At 36.0% G+C, this 19,168-nt stretch carries 13 protein-coding genes and 1 pseudogene; 2 read left to right on the top strand and 12 right to left on the bottom strand.

Features of this window, described 5'->3' with window-relative positions; translation table 11 throughout:
- Positions 1-5 precede the first annotated feature (5 nt).
- Both MHI58_RS17160 and MHI58_RS17165 read right to left on the bottom strand, forming a co-directional pair.
- Complete coding sequence (locus MHI58_RS17160) at positions 6-2,114, bottom strand: SpoIID/LytB domain-containing protein (protein WP_045033970.1); 2,109 nt, start codon at positions 2,112-2,114, stop codon at positions 6-8.
- A 25-nt stretch (positions 2,115-2,139) separates the two neighbouring features.
- Positions 2,140-2,463 carry a hypothetical protein gene (locus MHI58_RS17165; protein WP_024719258.1) on the bottom strand — a complete coding sequence of 108 codons (324 nt, stop codon included), beginning with the start codon at positions 2,461-2,463 and terminating at the stop codon, positions 2,140-2,142.
- 182 nt (positions 2,464-2,645) lie between these two features.
- Here MHI58_RS17165 and MHI58_RS17170 point away from each other — a divergent pair, with 182 nt between their 5' ends.
- A complete protein-coding gene (locus tag MHI58_RS17170) occupies positions 2,646-3,566 on the top strand; it encodes a LytR family transcriptional regulator (RefSeq protein WP_045033969.1) in 921 nt (306 codons plus the stop codon).
- A gap of 234 nt (positions 3,567-3,800) precedes the next feature.
- Here the strand turns inward: MHI58_RS17170 and wecB are convergent, their stop codons facing one another.
- Positions 3,801-4,940 carry a non-hydrolyzing UDP-N-acetylglucosamine 2-epimerase gene (wecB, locus tag MHI58_RS17175; RefSeq protein WP_045033968.1) on the bottom strand — a complete coding sequence of 380 codons (1,140 nt, stop codon included), beginning with the start codon at positions 4,938-4,940 and terminating at the stop codon, positions 3,801-3,803.
- A gap of 268 nt (positions 4,941-5,208) precedes the next feature.
- On the opposite strand from wecB, the gene galU reads away from it, so the two are divergent.
- Positions 5,209-6,090 (top strand): UTP--glucose-1-phosphate uridylyltransferase GalU, encoded by an 882-nt coding sequence (galU, locus tag MHI58_RS17180; protein WP_041507852.1) that lies wholly within the window; start codon positions 5,209-5,211, stop codon positions 6,088-6,090.
- A gap of 26 nt (positions 6,091-6,116) precedes the next feature.
- Here galU and tagH read toward each other — a convergent pair whose 3' ends face one another.
- The 9 genes and pseudogenes from tagH to MHI58_RS17225 form a co-directional block, all read right to left on the bottom strand.
- Entirely contained in the window at positions 6,117-7,715 is a 1,599-nt protein-coding gene (gene tagH, locus MHI58_RS17185) for a teichoic acids export ABC transporter ATP-binding subunit TagH (protein WP_041507853.1), read from the bottom strand.
- Positions 7,716-7,734: 19 nt separating this feature from the next.
- Positions 7,735-8,574: an ABC transporter permease gene (locus MHI58_RS17190; protein ID WP_025208081.1), complete on the bottom strand. Its 840-nt coding sequence runs from the start codon at positions 8,572-8,574 to the stop codon at positions 7,735-7,737.
- A 248-nt stretch (positions 8,575-8,822) separates the two neighbouring features.
- Positions 8,823-11,522, bottom strand: a complete 2,700-nt coding sequence (locus MHI58_RS17195; RefSeq protein WP_045033967.1) for a glycosyltransferase — start codon at positions 11,520-11,522, stop codon at positions 8,823-8,825.
- A gap of 5 nt (positions 11,523-11,527) precedes the next feature.
- Complete coding sequence (locus MHI58_RS17200; protein WP_041507855.1) at positions 11,528-12,268, bottom strand: hypothetical protein; 741 nt, start codon at positions 12,266-12,268, stop codon at positions 11,528-11,530.
- Between the two features lie 54 nt (positions 12,269-12,322).
- Positions 12,323-13,600 carry a nucleotide sugar dehydrogenase gene (locus MHI58_RS17205; protein ID WP_041507856.1) on the bottom strand — a complete coding sequence of 426 codons (1,278 nt, stop codon included), beginning with the start codon at positions 13,598-13,600 and terminating at the stop codon, positions 12,323-12,325.
- Positions 13,601-13,614: 14 nt separating this feature from the next.
- A complete protein-coding gene (locus MHI58_RS17210; RefSeq protein ID WP_041507857.1) occupies positions 13,615-14,904 on the bottom strand; it encodes a glycosyltransferase in 1,290 nt (429 codons plus the stop codon).
- Positions 14,901-16,115, bottom strand: coding sequence for a glycosyltransferase family 4 protein (locus tag MHI58_RS17215; protein WP_041507858.1), 1,215 nt, complete (start codon positions 16,113-16,115; stop codon positions 14,901-14,903). The genes MHI58_RS17210 and MHI58_RS17215 overlap by 4 nt, the downstream gene beginning before the upstream one ends.
- Before the next feature lie 286 nt (positions 16,116-16,401).
- Positions 16,402-17,550: pseudogene (locus MHI58_RS17220) on the bottom strand (CDP-glycerol glycerophosphotransferase family protein); the annotation flags it as partial.
- A 74-nt stretch (positions 17,551-17,624) separates the two neighbouring features.
- On the bottom strand, positions 17,625-19,094 hold the full coding sequence (locus MHI58_RS17225; RefSeq protein WP_045033966.1) for an alpha-glucosyltransferase N-terminal domain-containing protein: 1,470 nt from the start codon (positions 19,092-19,094) through the stop codon (positions 17,625-17,627).
- Positions 19,095-19,168 lie beyond the last annotated feature (74 nt).

Consider the following 19,168-nt stretch of genomic DNA (forward strand, 5'->3'; position numbering starts at 1 on the left):
TAACTTTAATAATTTGTTAGTTTTGTACCTGGATAGTAGAACGAAAGTATAGAAGAATACGAGTTTCCAGATTCAGCTCTAGCTTTGGCGCCGTATTGACTCATCCCAATACCGTGACCATAGCCTTTTCCTGAAATCGTGAAATCATTTGTATTATTCTTTACTGACGCAAACGTACTTTTCACCTTTGTTGCGCCCATGACTGTTCTAAACTCTGTCATTTTCATACTTGCCGTTGTACTTTTGTTCACTGTATACGTACCTGTTTTGTTTTTCAGATGGTAATTCAGCTTGATTGAAACGGTCTTCGCTCGCTGACCTTTTGTTTTTCCTGAGAATGTCAGGCTTGAAATAGATGCAATTCTCATGTCAGATGCAGCTGTTTCTTTATTTTTCAACAGCCATGATTTTAGACCAGCAAGGTCGGCAGCATTGGCTTCTTTTGCCTTAGACCACTCAGAAGCTGCTTTACTTGCAGTCAACGTAGTGCCTAATTGCTTTTTAGACAACTTCAGTGTCCACGCATTGACAGGATCTTTTGTGTCCTGCTTAGCGACTAAGTATGGCAGTGCATTTCCCCATACTTCTTCACTCGCCTCAGTGTATCCACCATTACTAGAATAATAGGTGGCTGAAATAAGTTGATTGTTGTATTTTAGAACCTTGCCTTTTGTGGCATCAACAGCTTTTGTCGAATTTGTGTACCAGTTATATCCTCCATATACTTGGAAGGCTGTTGTATCAGGTACGACTTTTCCAATACTTTTCACTGAATACGTTCTAGCGGCAACCGCTTGTGCTTTTAATGCCTCAACATGCCAGCTTGCAGGCATTTCGTTTGGCACAACACCTTTTAGATAGTCTTCAAATGGAATGTTTTCATTAGTCGGCCTAATATATCCTGATTCAATAGCAAAGTTGACGTTACCTAAGTATGGCTTCCCTGCGATTTGAAGGGCATTTTTGGTTGAATATTTCTCAGGAACAACTCTTAATGTGTTATACGTCTTAATGCCTTTCAATGAAATTTTTCCGTTAGAAATATTCAATTGGTAGTTTTGATTTTTTTTCAGATAGACTTGTTTGGCTAAAGCGTTTTTGAGCGTATCTGAAAGCACACTTGAACTGCCTGCTATATGATATGTATGTGTGCCGTTTTCTTTTAAAAGTTTCTTTAAAGAAGAAGAGAAAGAATCTTTTTTGACATAAATCATAGTACGATTGTTTTTCGCTGCTAAAAGTGACATAGGAATTGCATATTTTGAGCTAGAACCTTTAGCAAGATATACTTTATCTACATTTAACTTTAATTTCTTGATGATGTTAACAGAAAGTTCATAGCGATTTTCACCACTGATTCGTGTAACTTGTGAAGTCTTTTTTAATTGTTTTTCTACTTTTTCGCTAATGCTTTTTGTACTTCCAACTACAATTACCTTGCTAGGAATCTTATAAGTCGGAATTGAATTTTTCTTTGTTAATAAGATTGGATACCCATTTCTAGCTGCATAAGAGATCATGGATGTCCCATTCATAAAGGAAGCCCCGCCAGCAACAATTGCCTGCTTATAACTCCCCATCTCTTTGGCTACTTTTTGAGATATTTCAAATTTATCTTTTCCACTTATTCTTCTAATCTTCCCGTACTTTTTTAAGGTTTTCTCAGTTGTAGACGAAATACTTTTTGTATCCCCAATGATTAAGATGTTATCGGGTTTCATTTTTTTAATTTGGTTCTCAGTTGCTTTTGTTAGCTTCGCAGCACCAGAATAAAGAATTGGTGCATCTAATTTGTAAGCCAATGGAGAAACGGTCATTGCATGATCGAAAGCATCCTTATTTACGACAACGATAGTTGATGGATTCTTCCAGCCAGAATCAGCAATACTATTGGCTACTTCGTATCTATTATTCCCCTCATATCTTTTCGTCACAGCAACATTGGATCCTGACAGCTTGTATTCCCCAGTTGTTGAAATATCCATGCTTGTTTTGTTTCCTATATAATTAGACAATTTCACTGAAATTGTCGAGCTGGCCATGGCAGACTGAAAAGGTGCAATTAATAGTGTCATTGTCATGAGAACGATAAGTGTAATGCCTGTTTTCTTCAATTTTGTTCATCCCGCCCATCTTTTTTTACTTCTGTTTTTCAATCTTCTGAATTTCTTTTTGACCATTGTCATTGATAAAGTAAGAGATTTCTACTTTGTCACCTGGTTTAAATTCATTTAATACATCTTTAAAATTATCCGTAAATTCATAGCTTAAGGTCGTATTCACTTTTTTTACTTCGACTGTATGTGCATCAGCCATTCCAATAAATTCAGCTTTTTCTTCCAGCACCTGAGGAGTTGAACTGCTTGTCTTGTTTTCTCCTGAGGATTGCTCAGCCGTTCCACATGCTGTGAGCACGATACCTAGTAGTAGTATTAAGAACGGTAAAACGACGATTTTCTTCATTTTTTTCACCTCATGTCTTTGTATCGTCTTATAACTTAATATTTTAAGGTAAATTTAAGGTTTTTTGAAACCTTTTTTTTGTTACAACGTCTATATCTAGGTTCAGAGTAAAAAAATAACTTGTTTATCAAGATTCGTAAACCTATAATCATGGAAGAATGAGAGAAAAGGTGAGGGACAGAATGAGAGCAGAAAGAAAAAGAAATAAGAAAAAAGCACTTTGGATTATTTTATCTATTATTGGCTTGTTTGTATTAGTAACGGGCGGCTATGCCTATCATCTTTGGAATACAGCAGCATCCACCGTCGCAGGCATTCAGGAGAACTTAAAGAAGTCAGATAAGCGTGACAAAGATGTCGATTTAAGTAAAAAAGACCCGATCTCCATTTTAGTCATGGGTGTTGATGAAAGAAAGAATGACCGCGGCCGTGCAGATACATTAATATACATGACAGTGAATCCGAAAACGAAAACAACTGAGATGGTGAGTATCCCCCGCGATACATATACAAAGATTGTCGGAAAAGGCACAATGGATAAAATCAACCACTCCTACGCTTTCGGTGGTACACAAATGGCGGCAGATACAGTAGAGGAACTGCTTGATGTACCTGTAGATTACTTTGTAAAAGTCAATATGGAAAGTTTTAAAGACATTGTCTATACACTTGGCGGCATTACGGTGAACAGTACGTTTGCTTTCAGCTATGATGGCCATTCATTTGGTACAGGAGAGATTAACCTGAACGGTGATCAAGCCCTTGCCTATACAAGAATGAGAAAGCAAGATCCTAAAGGTGACTTCGGTCGTCAGGAAAGACAGCGTCAAGTTATTGAAGGCATCATTGCAAAAGGGGCTAACATTTCATCTATTACGAAATTCGGTGATATGTTTAAAGTCGTTGAAAATAACATGAAAACGAATATGTCCTTTGACGACATGTGGACGATGATGAATGATTATCGTGATGCAAGGAAAAAAGTGAAACAGCACGAGCTAAAGGGAACAGGCACACGAATCAATAATATTTATTACTATCAGCTTGATGACAGCAGTTTAGCGAAAGTGAAGAAGGAATTGAAGGATAGTTTGGAGCAGTAAAAAAGAAGACTACAGGAATGTAGTCTTCTCCGATTGTTGACAAAGGGCTAAAATGAACTTTATTTTAGCCCTTTGTCTTCTTTTCAGCGTGATAGAAAGCCCTTGAAGTCTAGGAAGGACGAGAACTGGAGCGGAGCGAATTTGATATTCGTGAGTACCAGCACGCAGGACTGACAAAGAATGCGAAGGTTTGTCTACACGCTGAGAAGACTACAGGAATGTAGTCTTCTTTTTTTATGATTGAAATGGGGCTGGTTTTTCATCACTTAAACCAAAACGATGAAGGAGTTCTTGGACAATTCGTTTCGACGCTTGTCCATCACCATAAGGGTTAGAAGCCTTCGACATGTTATCGTACTCTTGCTGGTCTTCTAACAGCTCTTTTGCCATCTGATAAATGGTTTCCTCATCGGTTCCTGCAAGCTTAAGCGTACCAGCTTTCACGCCTTCAGGACGTTCTGTTGTATCACGCAGCACTAATACTGGCTTTCCTAAAGAGGGAGCTTCCTCTTGCACACCGCCTGAATCCGTTAAAATAAAGTGCGACGCAGCAGCGAAGTTATGGAAATCAACTACTTCAAGCGGCTCAATTAAGTGCACACGATCAAGATCACTGAATTCTGTCTGAGCCGCATCACGAACAGCAGGATTTAAATGGACAGGGTATACGACTTGAACATCTTCAAATTCTTCGACAACACGGCGAATCGCTCTAAACATGTTCTTCATCGGCTGACCGAGATTTTCTCTGCGATGAGCCGTTAATAAGATCATTTTATCTGAACCGATCTTCTCTAGAATTGGATGTTGATAGTGTTCTGTGACTGTTGTTTGCAGGGCGTCAATGGCCGTATTCCCTGTCACACAGATGGTCTCTTCTTTTTTATTTTCTACTAAAAGATTCTGCTTCGCCTCAGCCGTAGGGGCAAAATGAATGTCAGCAATAGTGCCTGTCATTTGGCGGTTCAATTCCTCAGGGAACGGTGAGTATTTATTGTGAGTTCTTAAGCCAGCTTCGACGTGGCCGACAGAAATTTGGTGATAGAACGCAGCCAAGCTTCCTGCAAAGGTTGTCGTTGTGTCGCCATGAACAAGCACAATATCAGGTTTTTCTTCTTGGAATAATTGATCTAGTTTCAACAATGCATTTGATGTAATTTCAGATAATGTTTGGCGCTGTTTCATGATGTTTAGATCATGGTCTGGCGTAATAGAAAATGCCTCAAGAACTTGATCTAGCATTTCTCTATGCTGAGCTGTTACAGTGACAATTGAATTTATTTGTGGATGTTTATTAAGTTCAAGGACAAGTGGAGCCATTTTGATTGCTTCAGGTCTAGTACCGAAAATAGTCATTACATTTAGTTTTTTCACTGGTCTATGCCTCTTTCCTAATATAATACTTTCAATTATACACAATTTGGAGGATAAATTTAATGATATAAAAAAGAAATTTACATTGAATTAACGTTATCATTCACCCTCCTTTACATTTAACATATAAAATGTAAACTATCTAAAAATCATTTTTAGTGAAATCATTTGTCTTTCCTATGATTTGTAAGTTACACTTTATAAAGACGACCAAGAACTAACATTGATTATTAAATCGGTTATCTATGTAAGGAAGGTGCAAAGTTCATTGAAAAAAGTACGTAAAGCCATTATACCAGCTGCAGGTCTCGGGACACGTTTCCTCCCTGCCACAAAGGCTATGCCTAAAGAAATGCTACCAATCGTTGATAAACCAACCATTCAATATATTATTGAAGAAGCTGTTGAGTCAGGAATTGAAGACATTATTATTGTCACTGGAAAAGGGAAAAGAGCCATTGAGGATCATTTTGATTTTGCGCCAGAGCTTGAGCGCAACCTTGAAGAAAAAGGAAAAAGTGAACTTTTAGAAAAAGTGAGAAAATCCTCTAATATTGCTGATATTCATTACATCCGCCAAAAGGAACCTAAAGGACTCGGACATGCCGTTTGGTGCGCACGCAACTTTATCGGTGATGAACCCTTTGCTGTTTTATTAGGTGATGATATTGTCCAAGCCGAAACACCTGGACTTCGCCAGCTGATGGATGAATATGAAAAAACCCTTTCATCTGTAATTGGTGTTCAGCAGGTATCGGACAGCGATACGCATCGCTACGGGATTATTGATCCTCTTACCCAAGAAGGCCGCCGCTATCAAGTAAAAAACTTTGTTGAAAAGCCGCCGCAAGGAACCGCACCATCCAATTTAGCTATTTTAGGGCGCTACATTTTCACGCCAGAGATCTTTATGTACCTTGATCAACAGGAAATTGGTGCAGGTGGAGAAATTCAGCTGACAGACGCCATCCAAAAGCTTAATGACATCCAGCGTGTATTTGCCTATGATTTTGAAGGAAAACGATATGATGTCGGAGAGAAGCAAGGTTTCATTGAAACGACGCTAGAGTTTGCCCTTCAAGATGAAGAGCTAAAGAAAAAACTCATTCCATTTATGAAACAGCTACTTGAAAAAGAAGAAGTGAATTAAAAAAAGCTGCCGGCATCGGCAGCTTTTTATTTGCTCGCTGAAACAGTCAGCGTATGCTGTTCATTATCGATAACAAATAGATGATTTTCGCCTTTTACTGCGAATTTCGTTTGTTTTTCATTCATCCATACATTTTGTTCTGTCAGCCCAATTGTTGAAGGAGAGATGGGCATGATCTCGTGGAACACCATCGTATTTGCCTGGCCATTTTCAATCACATAATCGGTTTTCTCAGTGGTCAGCCGCTCAATGGTATCGCCTTGTTCACTTTTGACCGAGCTAAGTGTCTGCATTCTTTGCTTCAGCACAGACTCTTCTTTTCCAAGAAAAGAAAGTAAGTACTCATACGAACCTGCAGATGCAGGCGATACATAAGAACTAAACTGGCCTGGTCCGATGGATAATGGCTTCAATTTATCCGTCGTCTTAAAGGCTTTCGGCTCCACAAAATACGTTCCTGCTGCTGTTTTAATTTGAACGATTTTTTTATTTTCACCTACAGCCTGTACTTCTTGTCCAAACGACAACGAGACGTCTGCCTTTTCCTTCATGGCTTGGTCTTTATAGACTGTTAATGGATCTTCCACAACAATACCTTGTTGATCAACCTTTTTTAAAGACGTATCCTTCGGCTGTGAACTTGTGGACTGGGGCACTTCTGTTTTATTTAACGTAATGGCCCCAAAGGTGGCCAGCGTTCGAAGTGGGCGATCTGAAAACATCGAAAGAGCAAGTAAAATCGTCAAGATTGTAACAAAGGTCACTTGAAATGCAGGACCAAAAAATGAACGTTTCTCTCCTCTATCTTTATAACGAGTGACTTTTTCTGCCTTGTGTACTCCTTTTCGAGCTTCCTTCTGTTCCATGTGATATTCTTGTTTCTCTTTCTTAGAAAGCTTGTTAAACCAATTCACAAACCCTTTGTATTCTTCTACGACCTTATCCGTAGCATCAAACATACGAAGCTCGCCATAATGCATCCATGCAACCCGGTCGCAAATTTTTTGAATTTGACCAATGGAGTGACTAACAAAAAAGATCGTCTTTCCTTGCTCTTTAAATTCTGTAATGCGATCCACACATTTTTGATAGAAGGTTTGATCTCCTACAGACAGTGCTTCATCAATAATGAGGATATCTGGATCAATATGTGCTGATATGGCAAAGCCCAGACGGGATTTCATTCCGCTTGAATAGCTCTTTACAGGCTGATCAATAAAGTCTCCAATATCCGCAAACTCTACGATTTTTTCATAAAGATCGTCAATTTCCTTATTTGTCAGACCCATCATTAAGCATTTTAAACGAATGTTGTCTTTCCCGCTTAACTGATTGTTCAACCCTGCTGATATGGCAATTAACGAAGGCTGGCCGTCCATATCAATCTCACCGCTTGTCGGAGGAATGATTTTCGCTAGAAGGTTCGACATGGTCGATTTTCCAGACCCATTGATCCCAACAAAACCAATTGTCTCACCCTCATATACATCAAAGGAAACGTTACGAACAGCAAAGAAACCTTTATTGTTTTTATTCGGAAAAAACAGCCCTTTGATTTTATCTGACTGCTTTTTATATAGAAAATACTGCTTGGATACGTTTCGAAACGAAACCTTTAGTTTCATCGTATAATCTCCTTACTTTTTAAAGAAAATCGACAAATTTATCCCTAAATTTCAAATGAAGCAATGAACCAACTATTAAAAGAAGAAGTGTAATCAGCCAAAAATAAAGCGTATATTTGACATCTTGAAAAAACCAATCTCCTTTAATAAAACTTTTCCTAAATCCATCAATAATATAATATAAGGGATTTAATTTTAGGGTAGTCGCAATCCATTCATACTTACCCGTGAATTTATCTCCAATATCCCATAAGATAGGCAGCAAAAACATGAGTAATCTTGTCAAGGATTGCAACAGTTGTTGATAATCTCGAACAAGAACACTAATCGTTGAATTAAACAGACTGAAAGCGAACATAAACGCAATCATACAGATAAAATAATAAATATATTGAATCCAGTGGATATCAGGATAGATGCCATTTGCTATGAGCATAATCACATAAATAACCATCATTAAAAAGTAGCTGAATAAATTAGAAGTGATGACTACTGAAGGCAAAGCACTAATAGGGAAATTCATCTTAGATACTAAGTTTATGCGTTTAAAAACACTATTCGCACCCTCTGTAATCGTCGAACTAATAAAAAACCATGGAATTAAACCTGCTAACATCCAAATAAGAAAGGGTATACTTACGTGAGAACCGTCTGCCATTTCTGCGGTTCTTCCGGCCCCTCTAAGACCTAAACCGAACACAAACCAATAAGCCATAATTTGAATTAGTGGGTTCAATAATTGCCACAGAACGCCCAAATAATTCAATTGGTATTTTGATTTGGTTTCATATACAGCTAACCTTAAAATTAATGGCATTGAACCAAACTGCTCTTTTAGAATTTTATACAATGCATTCACTCTAATCTTCCTTAATTTTAATTGAATAGAATAGACTTTAAATTGATAAAAGCACCGCTCATAATTGTAACAGAAAAATTCCTTCTTTTCACCTTTCGCCTTATACAAAGTCTTCACATTTAAATGACGAATATGTCAAAATGCTTTTTTCATTAAAGCAAATATTGACTTCAGCGACGTAATTCCCAGACCGTTTTTGGTGTTTTGCAAAGAACGAAACGCCTTATGTTATCCATAAGGCGTTAGAATTAATCTTTTTCTTTTAGAAACTCTATTATGTTATCATTTTTCCATTTCATACCTTCGTATAAATTCAAAATGCCTTTTAATATATCTCTTGCTTCACTTTTGTCATACTGATGAATAAGGCTGAACTTTTTCAAATACCAATTCTCTACGTATTTCTCTAACTTTTTCTTCTTATAAGCTGCTAAAAGGTTTTCTTCCTTTAACCATTCAATTCTTTCTTTTTCTAATATAAAGTACTTTTCAAAAAAGCTCTTATCGATTCGATTGATTGAAGAGTTCTCAACCATAGCATAATAAATATGGATAGGTGTGTTTAACACCTTGAAAGACTTCGCTTTTAACAACATTTTTTGGAAAAATAGTGTATCTTGGCCAAGTGCTCCTTCTACCATTCTCAGTTCATTTTTTATCAACAAGTCTCTCTTTACAATTAAAGCTTGTATACTCATTGCTTTAAATGCAACATTTATTAAAAAGTCCGAATGCGGTCCTTGCCTGTGATCTACTCCCTCATTAAGGGACATCATATTAGGGTAGTAAGTGAATACTTCCTTTTTATCAGAAAGCCTTATCATATTACCAATAAACAGATCATGTTCTTCAGATAAAGTAGCATCTAAGAGTTCTTTATATCCATCTGTAATTGCTTCGTTATCTGGATCTAGATATGTTACCCAATCCGCTGTCACAAGTTCCAGCCCTTTATTTCTAGGTCGAGAGGCGCTACCACTTCCACCCTTTGGATACAAATACGATTTGACATTCTCGAAATCTTTATCAAGGGACTGTACAATATGATCTGTTATATTATCAGTCGACCCATCATCCACTAAAATAATCTCCATTTTTTCAAATATAGAGCTTCTTTGAAGACTTTGGAAACATTTATATAATAGATGTCTGCCATTATTATAAACAGGGATAATAACAGATAATAAATATTCTTGAGTTGGTTCATTATCCATGATTTCACGTACATTCACTGATAATTCCAAAGGATCAACACTATATCCATTGGAAATAGAGGTATTTGAACTCTTTTCAATATCTCCCCAGGTGAATGACTTTCTCCAATAAACAGTCCTAAACCGGTCTTCTATTCTTTCAACATAATTATGCTCTACACCAGTCGTAAACTCACCATTATACTCATAAGCATCTTTTGTAATATAGTCACAACGTGTATATTTGAATGCATTTATCATATCTTCTAAATAAAATTGTCCATACTCATATTTATTGCTAAAACACGCAATGACGTCATAGTTATTATACATCTCTTCCGACATTTCATCTTGAGATATAAGTGTCTTATCAGGATAGGACTGTTTATTAAACATTTCAATCACATGTTCATTCAGGTTCTCTGCTACAACAAGGACTTTTCGATTTAGATGTCCTATATGATCATTATTAACTATTTGTATCAATTCGTTTACCCTATGGAAAGCCGTTTCGGATTTTAAAACGGTTCGAACACCTTCCATTTGAATTTGATACTTTTCTTTTTTAGTCAATTTAAGCAAATATTGTTTCAACTCTTCACTAGTATTCACTAAAAACACATTAGGAAATTTGCTGTTAATTCCCACACTATAGTTTGAAATGACAATAGTTCCTGTTGCTTGTAACTCATATACGCGATTTGCAAACATCGTCTTGCTATATTTTACTGAATTCAAGTTTAAAGTGAAATCATATAACTTGTGTATTTTTTGAAGCGTTTCATGGTCTGTTGATTCAACAATAAAAGGCACATATTTCTTTGGATAAAAATGGCGCTCCAATTTCAAGAAGAAGTTCCGATCAATAATAGTCAAATCTTTCTCGGCATTAAGCACACCTTCAAATAACTCTTGAGTATCCTCTTGTCGATATGGATACTTTTGATACCAAGACCCAGCGAATAGAATATCATCCCTTCTATTCATTCTGGTTCCTATAGGATTATGATACAACGGGTTTACAGCGAACTCTAGTACATCGTATGACCTGGCATTCGGACAATCTTTTCTGTAATCTTCTAGAACTTCACTACATGTTGTAAAGATATGATCTGCTTGTTGAGCTAAGTCAATATACTGCTCGTAGTTAACTGGATCTTCTTTAGAGTAGAATATTACAGGAATACTTTTACTCTTATAAAGCTCGATAATCGCATTTATTTCGTCTCTTACCTTTTTAATTTTAGGATTGCCGAGCCCTTTCCACTTACCATCTAATCCTTTCCAAGCAGTTGATACTAGGAATAGATCAATTCTTCCTGCCTCTTCTTCAAAATTATCTTGATTGATATAAATAAAATTGGCTGCATCTTTTAGGCTTTTGTACAAAAATTCATCTGCGATAATTCCAATTGTGACATGACTCTTCTGAAAAAATCTCGTTCCATTGCTAGAAGGCAAAACATTTATTTGAGATTTTATGGATTCATAATACCCTTTTTTGTGATTCTTTTTTAAATATTGAAGGTACTCTTTTTTCCTTTGGTTTTCAACTGTCTGAGTCTTTTGAGTTTGTATATCTACCAAGGTCTCCGGCACATGGAAATTAGGTATATTTTCCAGGCTTTTTTCAAGCTCGTTAAAATCTTGATTCTCTTCGAAAGCTTTTAACATTTGCTTAAAATAAGAAAGTTCCTGATTAGCAGTCGTTCTTTTCTTTTGGTTTACTAATAACTGTTTTTGAAATTTCCCCATCAAATTCACCTATTCTTTCTTTTTCGAGATTTATATCTCCAGTAAGCTAGTGTCAACCTACCTAATTTTGATGAGGATAGAGCTGCATAACGTCTTTTTATTAGGTCCAGTTCTTTTTCAGTCTTCTTAGCTTGTTCTAGTACTTTTTTCTCATTTGTAATTAGATTTAATTTTTCTTGTTTTGCTTCTACTAATTTTTTTAGAAGGCTAGCAGTTACATCCCTACTTTGATTTTGTTCAGTGTCATCGGATTTCTTCAGCCGATCCAAAACCTTCAACAGACTTTCAGCAAAATCAATCTCATTAGAGTTTGTAGTAGGAATTGCTATAAAGCCTGTCCATAAAGGTCTGATGACTTGTTCAATTCGAAAATTCTTTTTATGCATATAAAGCATTAATGATACTATTGACTTTACTTGCACAGAATTTTGATCATGGTTAATCCAAAACAACATAACACCATCATTATTTAGAAATGGTAACACATCATCGACTAACCGATTTACATCAGACATAAATTCAGTCGCATTACCTAACACAATTGTGTCTATTTTGTCTGGCTGATTGGACAAAGTACTGAATTCAATGATTTCTTTACCGATAAAGGATAAATATTTTTCACCCTCTTCTTGTAAACCAAATTGAAAAAAGACTCTTTTTCCCCTAGTGTTTGTTAATAACCATTTATCTGGTTGTTCCGTACTTTCTTTAAATACATTGAAAATTTCTGTTGAAGGTATATCCATTACTGCTCCTTTCTAAGAAAATCTAAGCTTTACATTCACCAAGGAAAAGCAGATTTAAACCAAGGCTTCTTCTTTTTTTATTTCAGAAGAGAGATTTCCAAAATTAATATAAGTGAAATGTTCATGTCGGTTTTGCAGAACATTTTTTGTGTCAAAAATCATTTTATTTTTCATGCCATCAAGTCTTTCAAAATCAAATTCTTTAAACTCTTGATGATCGGTTAGAATCAAAATTAAATCAGATTGTTGAACAGCTTCTTCTAAGTTTTTAATGACAAACTCCTCATCCACATGCGGATCATATGCATCGATTTCATATTTATTCTGATTTTTTAATAAATGATAGATTTCCATTGCTGGACTTTCTCGAATATCATCGACATTACCTTTGTACGTAAGTCCAAAAATAGTCACCTTATTTCCTTCTACTTTTTCCATGAGCTTCTCAACATTTTCGACAACATAGTATGGCATAGATGTATTAATTGAGCGTGATAAGTTAATCATTTTCGCTGTTTCAGGGGCCTTCGCTACAATAAAATACGGGTCTACTGCTAAACAATGTCCGCCGACACCAGGTCCAGGTGTATGCAGGTTAACACGTGGATGCTTATTGGCCATTTCAATGACATCTAGCGCATTAATGTCTAGATCATTACATACTTTGGTAAGTTCATTTGCAAGTGCTATGTTAACATCTCTAAATGTATTTTCCATTAGTTTAGACATTTCAGCGGTTTTGGCATTTGTTCTAATAATTTCACCTTGAACAAACGTTTCGTATACTTTTGCTCCCGCCTCTGTACAAGCTTCTGTAATCCCGCCAACGATCCGGTTATTAAAGATTAGTTCATGAAGAATCTGACCCGGCAGAACTCTTTCCGGACAATGTACTAGATATAGATCTTCACCAATAACGTAACCCTTTTCTTCGAATAATGGTTTAATCACGTCATCCATGCTTCTTGGACCAATAGTAGATTCGATAATTACAACATTCCCTTTTTTTAGGAATGGAATTACTTTCTCAACAGCGCTCTCTACGTACGTTAAATCACATGATTTATACATGTCATCACGGTTAGGTGTAGGAACAGCGATGATAAAGACATCTGCTTCCTCTGGTGTTAAAGAAGCTTTAAATTTTTCAAGTTTAATAACTTCAGTCAAAGCGTCTTGGAGACCTGGCTCCTCTATGTGAATCGTTCCACTATTTAAAGAGTCTATCACACTCGGTTTCACATCTACTCCTACGACCTTAACACCATGTTTCGCAAACATAATTGAAGTTGGCAGACCAATATACCCCAAACCTACTGTACAAAGTTTCATTATTTTTACTCTCCTTATGATTGAATTTGTCCATAAACTTTTAGAAGTGATTTTTTTTCTTGTTCCCAATTGTATTTAAGCCTTGCCTGATGACAATTCTCACTGTACTGATGACGCAATTCAGGATTTAAAACTAACTTGTTTACACCCGCTGCGATTGAAATCGGATCGTGAGAGTCAACGACTACTCCAATATTTTCACTGGAAACAACTTTCTTAATTTCTGGAAAGTCACATGCTATGACAGGCACACCCGCCATAATATATTCAAATAGTTTATTTGAAGAGGCTGAATAATGGTTGAAGCACACATTATTCAATACCTGAAAACCTAAATAAGCATTTTTTGTATACCTAGGGAGATCTTCCAAAGGCACCTTTGGTAAAAATTTCACTCGATCAGTAAGCTTCATGTCTTCCGTTAATTGCATGAGGCTTTCTTTAATTCGGCCATCTCCAATAAAGACGAGGATGCCTTCTTCAAAATTAGGTGCTGCCTTAACTAAATTTTCTAAACCTCTACCAGTTTGAATTCCACCTTGATACAACAGAATTTTTTCATCCTTGGAAATGTTTAAAATCTCATGCAAATCTATTTTCTCTATCTCTTTTTTTTGATCGAACGGATAGTTATGAACGACTTTTGGGTAAAAACCATAGAGATCTTCGTTGTACTTGGCTCTCGTGTGATTTTCGACTATCATTTGATCAACAAACTTTAAGAGGAAAGATTCCATCTTCCCATATAGTTTGCTGTCATACCCAGTCCTGCTTGTTTGAACTTCATGTGAATCATAGATGAGTTTTTTTCTGTTAAAAAGTTTAAACTTTGCACAAATAACACCCTGTGGTAAAGTATTTAAATCATTAGAATGATAGATATCATAATTTTTATTCCATCCTTTTACAATCATTCTTAAAAAGATACTAGATCTAATGATTAATGTTCTCACCTTTTTAAGAAGTAAGGATGAAAATAGGATTGTGAAGGCGATCGTTATAATTGGTAAATAAAAAACACCCGCAGCCCACACTAGTAATAGAAGAAGCAGAAGATACTTTTTCTTCTTTAGCAAAGTCAGCATAGACTGAAATAAAACTAACCATCGAGGGTACCTTTTAACTCGGTGGACACGAAATCTTTCATTGATTTCCTCATATGTCTTTAATCCAGGCATTGATGGATCGTGTATACAAATTAGGTCGACATCAGATCCGTCTTCTGACAATGCTGTACATTCTCTCAAAACTCTGGCATCGTTGGTAAAGTGGTTCCATACAAACATACATATATTTTTTTTCATGCTTCATTAACCTTTTTTATAGTATTTTTTATTACTTTATCTAAAATCATAATATTATTATCCCATAAAAAATTCTTTTCAATAAAGTTCTCGCAATTTGTTTTCATTTCTTGAACCAACTCCGGATGATGATACAAGCGTAAAATAAGAGAAACCATTTCTTCACTCGTTTTTGTTTTAGCTACTAAACCTACATTTTCTTGCTCAATTAAATTTTTTGAATATCCAGAAAGTGAAGCCACTACAGGTAACTGGCAGCTCAAGTAATCTATAATACGTCCTGGCAAAACCGTTTCAAAGATGACTGAACGATTAAGCGTTGCTATACCAATATCACAATTTGCCATCATTTTGAGACACTCTTTTCTTGATACTGGATCAATAAATTCAACGTGTTTCAATTCTTTTTCAATGATATATCTCTCTAATTCTTTCTTATTGACTCCATAACCTAGGATCATAAATCTGATATGATAATCCTTTAAACTCGTAACAATCTCACGAAAGACATGCACATCTTGAGCAAGACCTAAATTTCCTGCGAACACTACTTTAAACTCTTTCCTCGTGTTTTTTACTGAAATTTCTGGCAGTTCTTCACGCCTTGCAGAGTTTGGTATGAACGTTAATTTAGCTTCTTGCTCCTGTAAATGCTTTTGAAAACCTTGGCTGTTAATGATAATATGATCTGATTTTGAATAGACAAATTTTTCTGCAAGTTTAAAAAAACCGATGATCATGGGATTTTTGAATATCCCCACTCCTTTTAAAGAGTCTGGCCACAAGTCTCTTATGTCTAAAATCATTTTTGTCTTATATCTAAATTTAGCAATAATTCCAGCAAAGGCAACAAAAATCGGGGGGGTTGTAACATAAATTAGATCATATTTATTTTTATCCTTAAAAATAAATATGATCATCCTAAGCATTATTTCTAGATAATAGAAAAGTCTATTCAAAAAGTTAAAAGCATATTTTTTGTTTTTTACTTTCACTCTTATAAATCTTTCATTCTGACTATTTAATTCTTCTTCGTCCCAAAGGTCATGAGAATCATAGAAATTTTTTTCTGGATAAGTTGGATCCGTTGTTAAAACTTTCACATCGTATCCTTTTCTGTGCAGCATCAAAAATATATTCTTGAGTCTATTACCAGCGCTACCTATTTCAGGGTAGAAATTTTGAGAAATTAATAAAATCCTTTTTGACAATCAAATCCCCTGCACTTTCAATTGACAATCGATATTGGTAAACACAACATATTTAAACAATTTTTTAACTATAACAACAATTATAGGTTTATGCTTCCTTAAAAACAACATCTTTTTGATTCTAAAGACTTTAAATCTTTTAATTTTCAACAAATTTCGCTAAAAAAGTTTTATTTTTTTAGAGAGATTTTGTCATTTACAGGCTTAAAGATCTAAAACTAAAGTTATAAAAAGGGCATAAATCCGGTAAACATACATTGAAAGTATGTTACCTGATTTATGCCCTTCATCTTTTTTCCTTATTCAGAATGGTCTCTACGACTCGCTTAGATGACTCCCCGTTCTCTAAGTAACAGAATTTCTCATAAAACGGTTCAAATGACGGTGGTAATGTAAAGGTCGATTTCTCTGTCTCTTTGATCCAGTCAATTACACTTGCTGTTTCTTTCACAAGCGGACCAGGTGCTTCTTGTTCAAAGTCAAAATAGAACCCTCTTAGTTTGTCGCGATATGTTTCGATGTCTGGAACATAGAACAGCATTGGACGCCTAAGGTTTGCATAATCAAAGAACACGGAAGAGTAATCTGTCAAGAGTAGGTCAGAAATCATATAAAGGTCTCGAATGTCTTCGTAATGGGAGAAGTCATAAGCAAAGCCTTCATATGGTCCGAGATCAAAGTTTTCCGCTACTAAATAGTGCATACGAAGGATGATGATATATTCTTCTCCGATAGATGACCTCAACTCATGCAGATCAAGATCCAATTCAAATTTGTACTTTCCAATTGTATAATATTGATCGTCTCTCCAAGTCGGTGCATAGAGGATGATTTTTTTATCAAGAGGCAGGTTCATCTTTTGCTTCAGCGCTCTTATCGTTCCTTCATTATTCTGATTGTACAGAAAATCATTTCTTGGATACCCTGATTCAATCATGGTCTGTTGAAATTGGAACGCACGTGTAAAGATCTCAGTCGAGTATGCATTAGGAGATATAAGACAATCCCATTTCGATGCTTCTTTCGTGAAATTCTTTTTATATTTCTTCGTGTTTGCTCCAGGAATATGAACTTCGTCCATATCCACAGCCAGTCGTTTTAAAGGCGTCCCGTGCCATGTTTGCAAGTAAGTTGTGTGGTCTGGTTTTGGAATCCATAGCGGCAAACGGCTGTTTACAACCCAATACTCGGCTCTTGCCATTGCAAGAATCCATTTAAACGACAGACGATGAATGTAATAGATGCCCTTTTCTTGAAACGGTGCTTCATACCCTTTTTTAACGCTCCAAATCAACGTATAGTCAGGGTGGTTTTCTTTCATATACTCAAAAATTGCACGCGGGTTGCAGCTGAATTGTTTTCCATTAAAGCTTTCAAAAATAACCGTTTTCTTTTTTGGCTGCAGTTTACTGACACCCAAAAACAAGATTTTAAAAACGATGATATATAAAATTGTAACGATTTTTTTCATTTTCATTCACATGCTTTCACAAAGATACAGTCCGTTCTTTAATTGATCTTCCAAGAGTAGTAACCATTTTTCGTTTGGTAAGACCACCCATCTATTGACGAAGGTTTGTTGGTGAGCAGTTCTTCTTCCACTTCTAAACGCTGTAGTACCTCCTGATGATGTGTTTTTGACTTGCTTCGGATGTAAAAATCGACATGTTTCGTTTGATTGAGTTCGATCTGTTTCTTTGTTTGAAAATGACCAATCGGGAAAATCACTTGTTGATTTTCGTTGATGGTTTGAGAAATAATTTCAGCACCATTGACTCGATCAAATCCTGCAAAATCTATTTCTACCTGATCCGCAATGTTCATCTCGCCTTCCATCTCAAGCTGCAGATGAAGGACATGATGCTCAGAGCTTACATCACGCAACATCCATCTTGTATGTTCCACGACACTTCTTAGTTCTTCTTTAAGTACTCGATTATCAAGCATATTCTGAAGAGCTGCTCCCCAAGAAGAACCATCATCCTGTGGCAATAGATAAAAGGAAGATTGTTCCCCTAAAACTTTTTCGACATCTTCCTTATGTTTCGGATGACAAAAGAAAATAGCATCTACTTGCTGCTTCCTGATTTGTTTAAATAGTTCTTCATAATGAGTGTGCAATTGACGGGGATTTTCCTCGTAGTGTGCGTCATGCACAAAAGCAGCATAAAATACTGAATCGGATTTTTCCATTTTAAACAGATCGTGATCTATCTCTCGATCTTCTGCAATCATCAATTTCATGCGTTCATTTTTTGTTTGAATATCAGATAGCCATTGCTGTACGATATCGGATTTTTTCACAAATGTGGTGATGCCTGTCTTCTTGTACCAATTAATATGCCTTACTGTATTCTTCTTGGCACTCCCAGAATATATGGTTTCCATGTAGATACTTCTATCATCTCTAATGAATTCTTCCAGAAAAGGGACACCCTTATGCGGAACATAGTGAAGTACTCTTCGTAAAGCGCCATGTATATCGTATTCTTCCCGTTTCATCAATTGCTGTTCTTCATTAAATTGATCTATATACAGAATAGGGGAAGAAGGTAGTTCGTATCTTGTCACTTGAACGGTTGAGTTGTCCTCAGATATAACGACTTCATTAATCGATTCCGATACGGTACCTGTAATAAACTCCGAATAAACCCTTTTACTCCCGCTCTCCGGTAAAATATAGTGTTCAAATACATTCAAGATGGAAATTTGAGGGTGGACATTCTCCTCGAGGCTTCGAATATGCCCCTTTACATTTACGTCAAAATTTAAAGTTAAGATGGTAGCTCGTTTATTCTTCTCAGCCAATGATTTTAATCTTAAGTTTAATGAATCCGCTAAGGTGTTGTCCTGTTTTGGCACATCCCTCATCATAAAGTAGTAGTCCATGTCAGGAATTTCAACCGATTTCATTGTTTCATTTCGTTCAGGTTGATCCAATGTGTGTTCACCTTTTTTCTTCATCCAATTTTGAAACACAGGAAGCTCTCCTTATAAAAATGATCACTTGCTATTGTATTTTACATGAAAAAGCACTTCTCACCAAAAGATAA

This window comes from Bacillus sp. FSL K6-2869, from assembly GCF_040869405.1.
Lineage (GTDB): Bacteria > Bacillota > Bacilli > Bacillales > Bacillaceae > Bacillus > Bacillus altitudinis.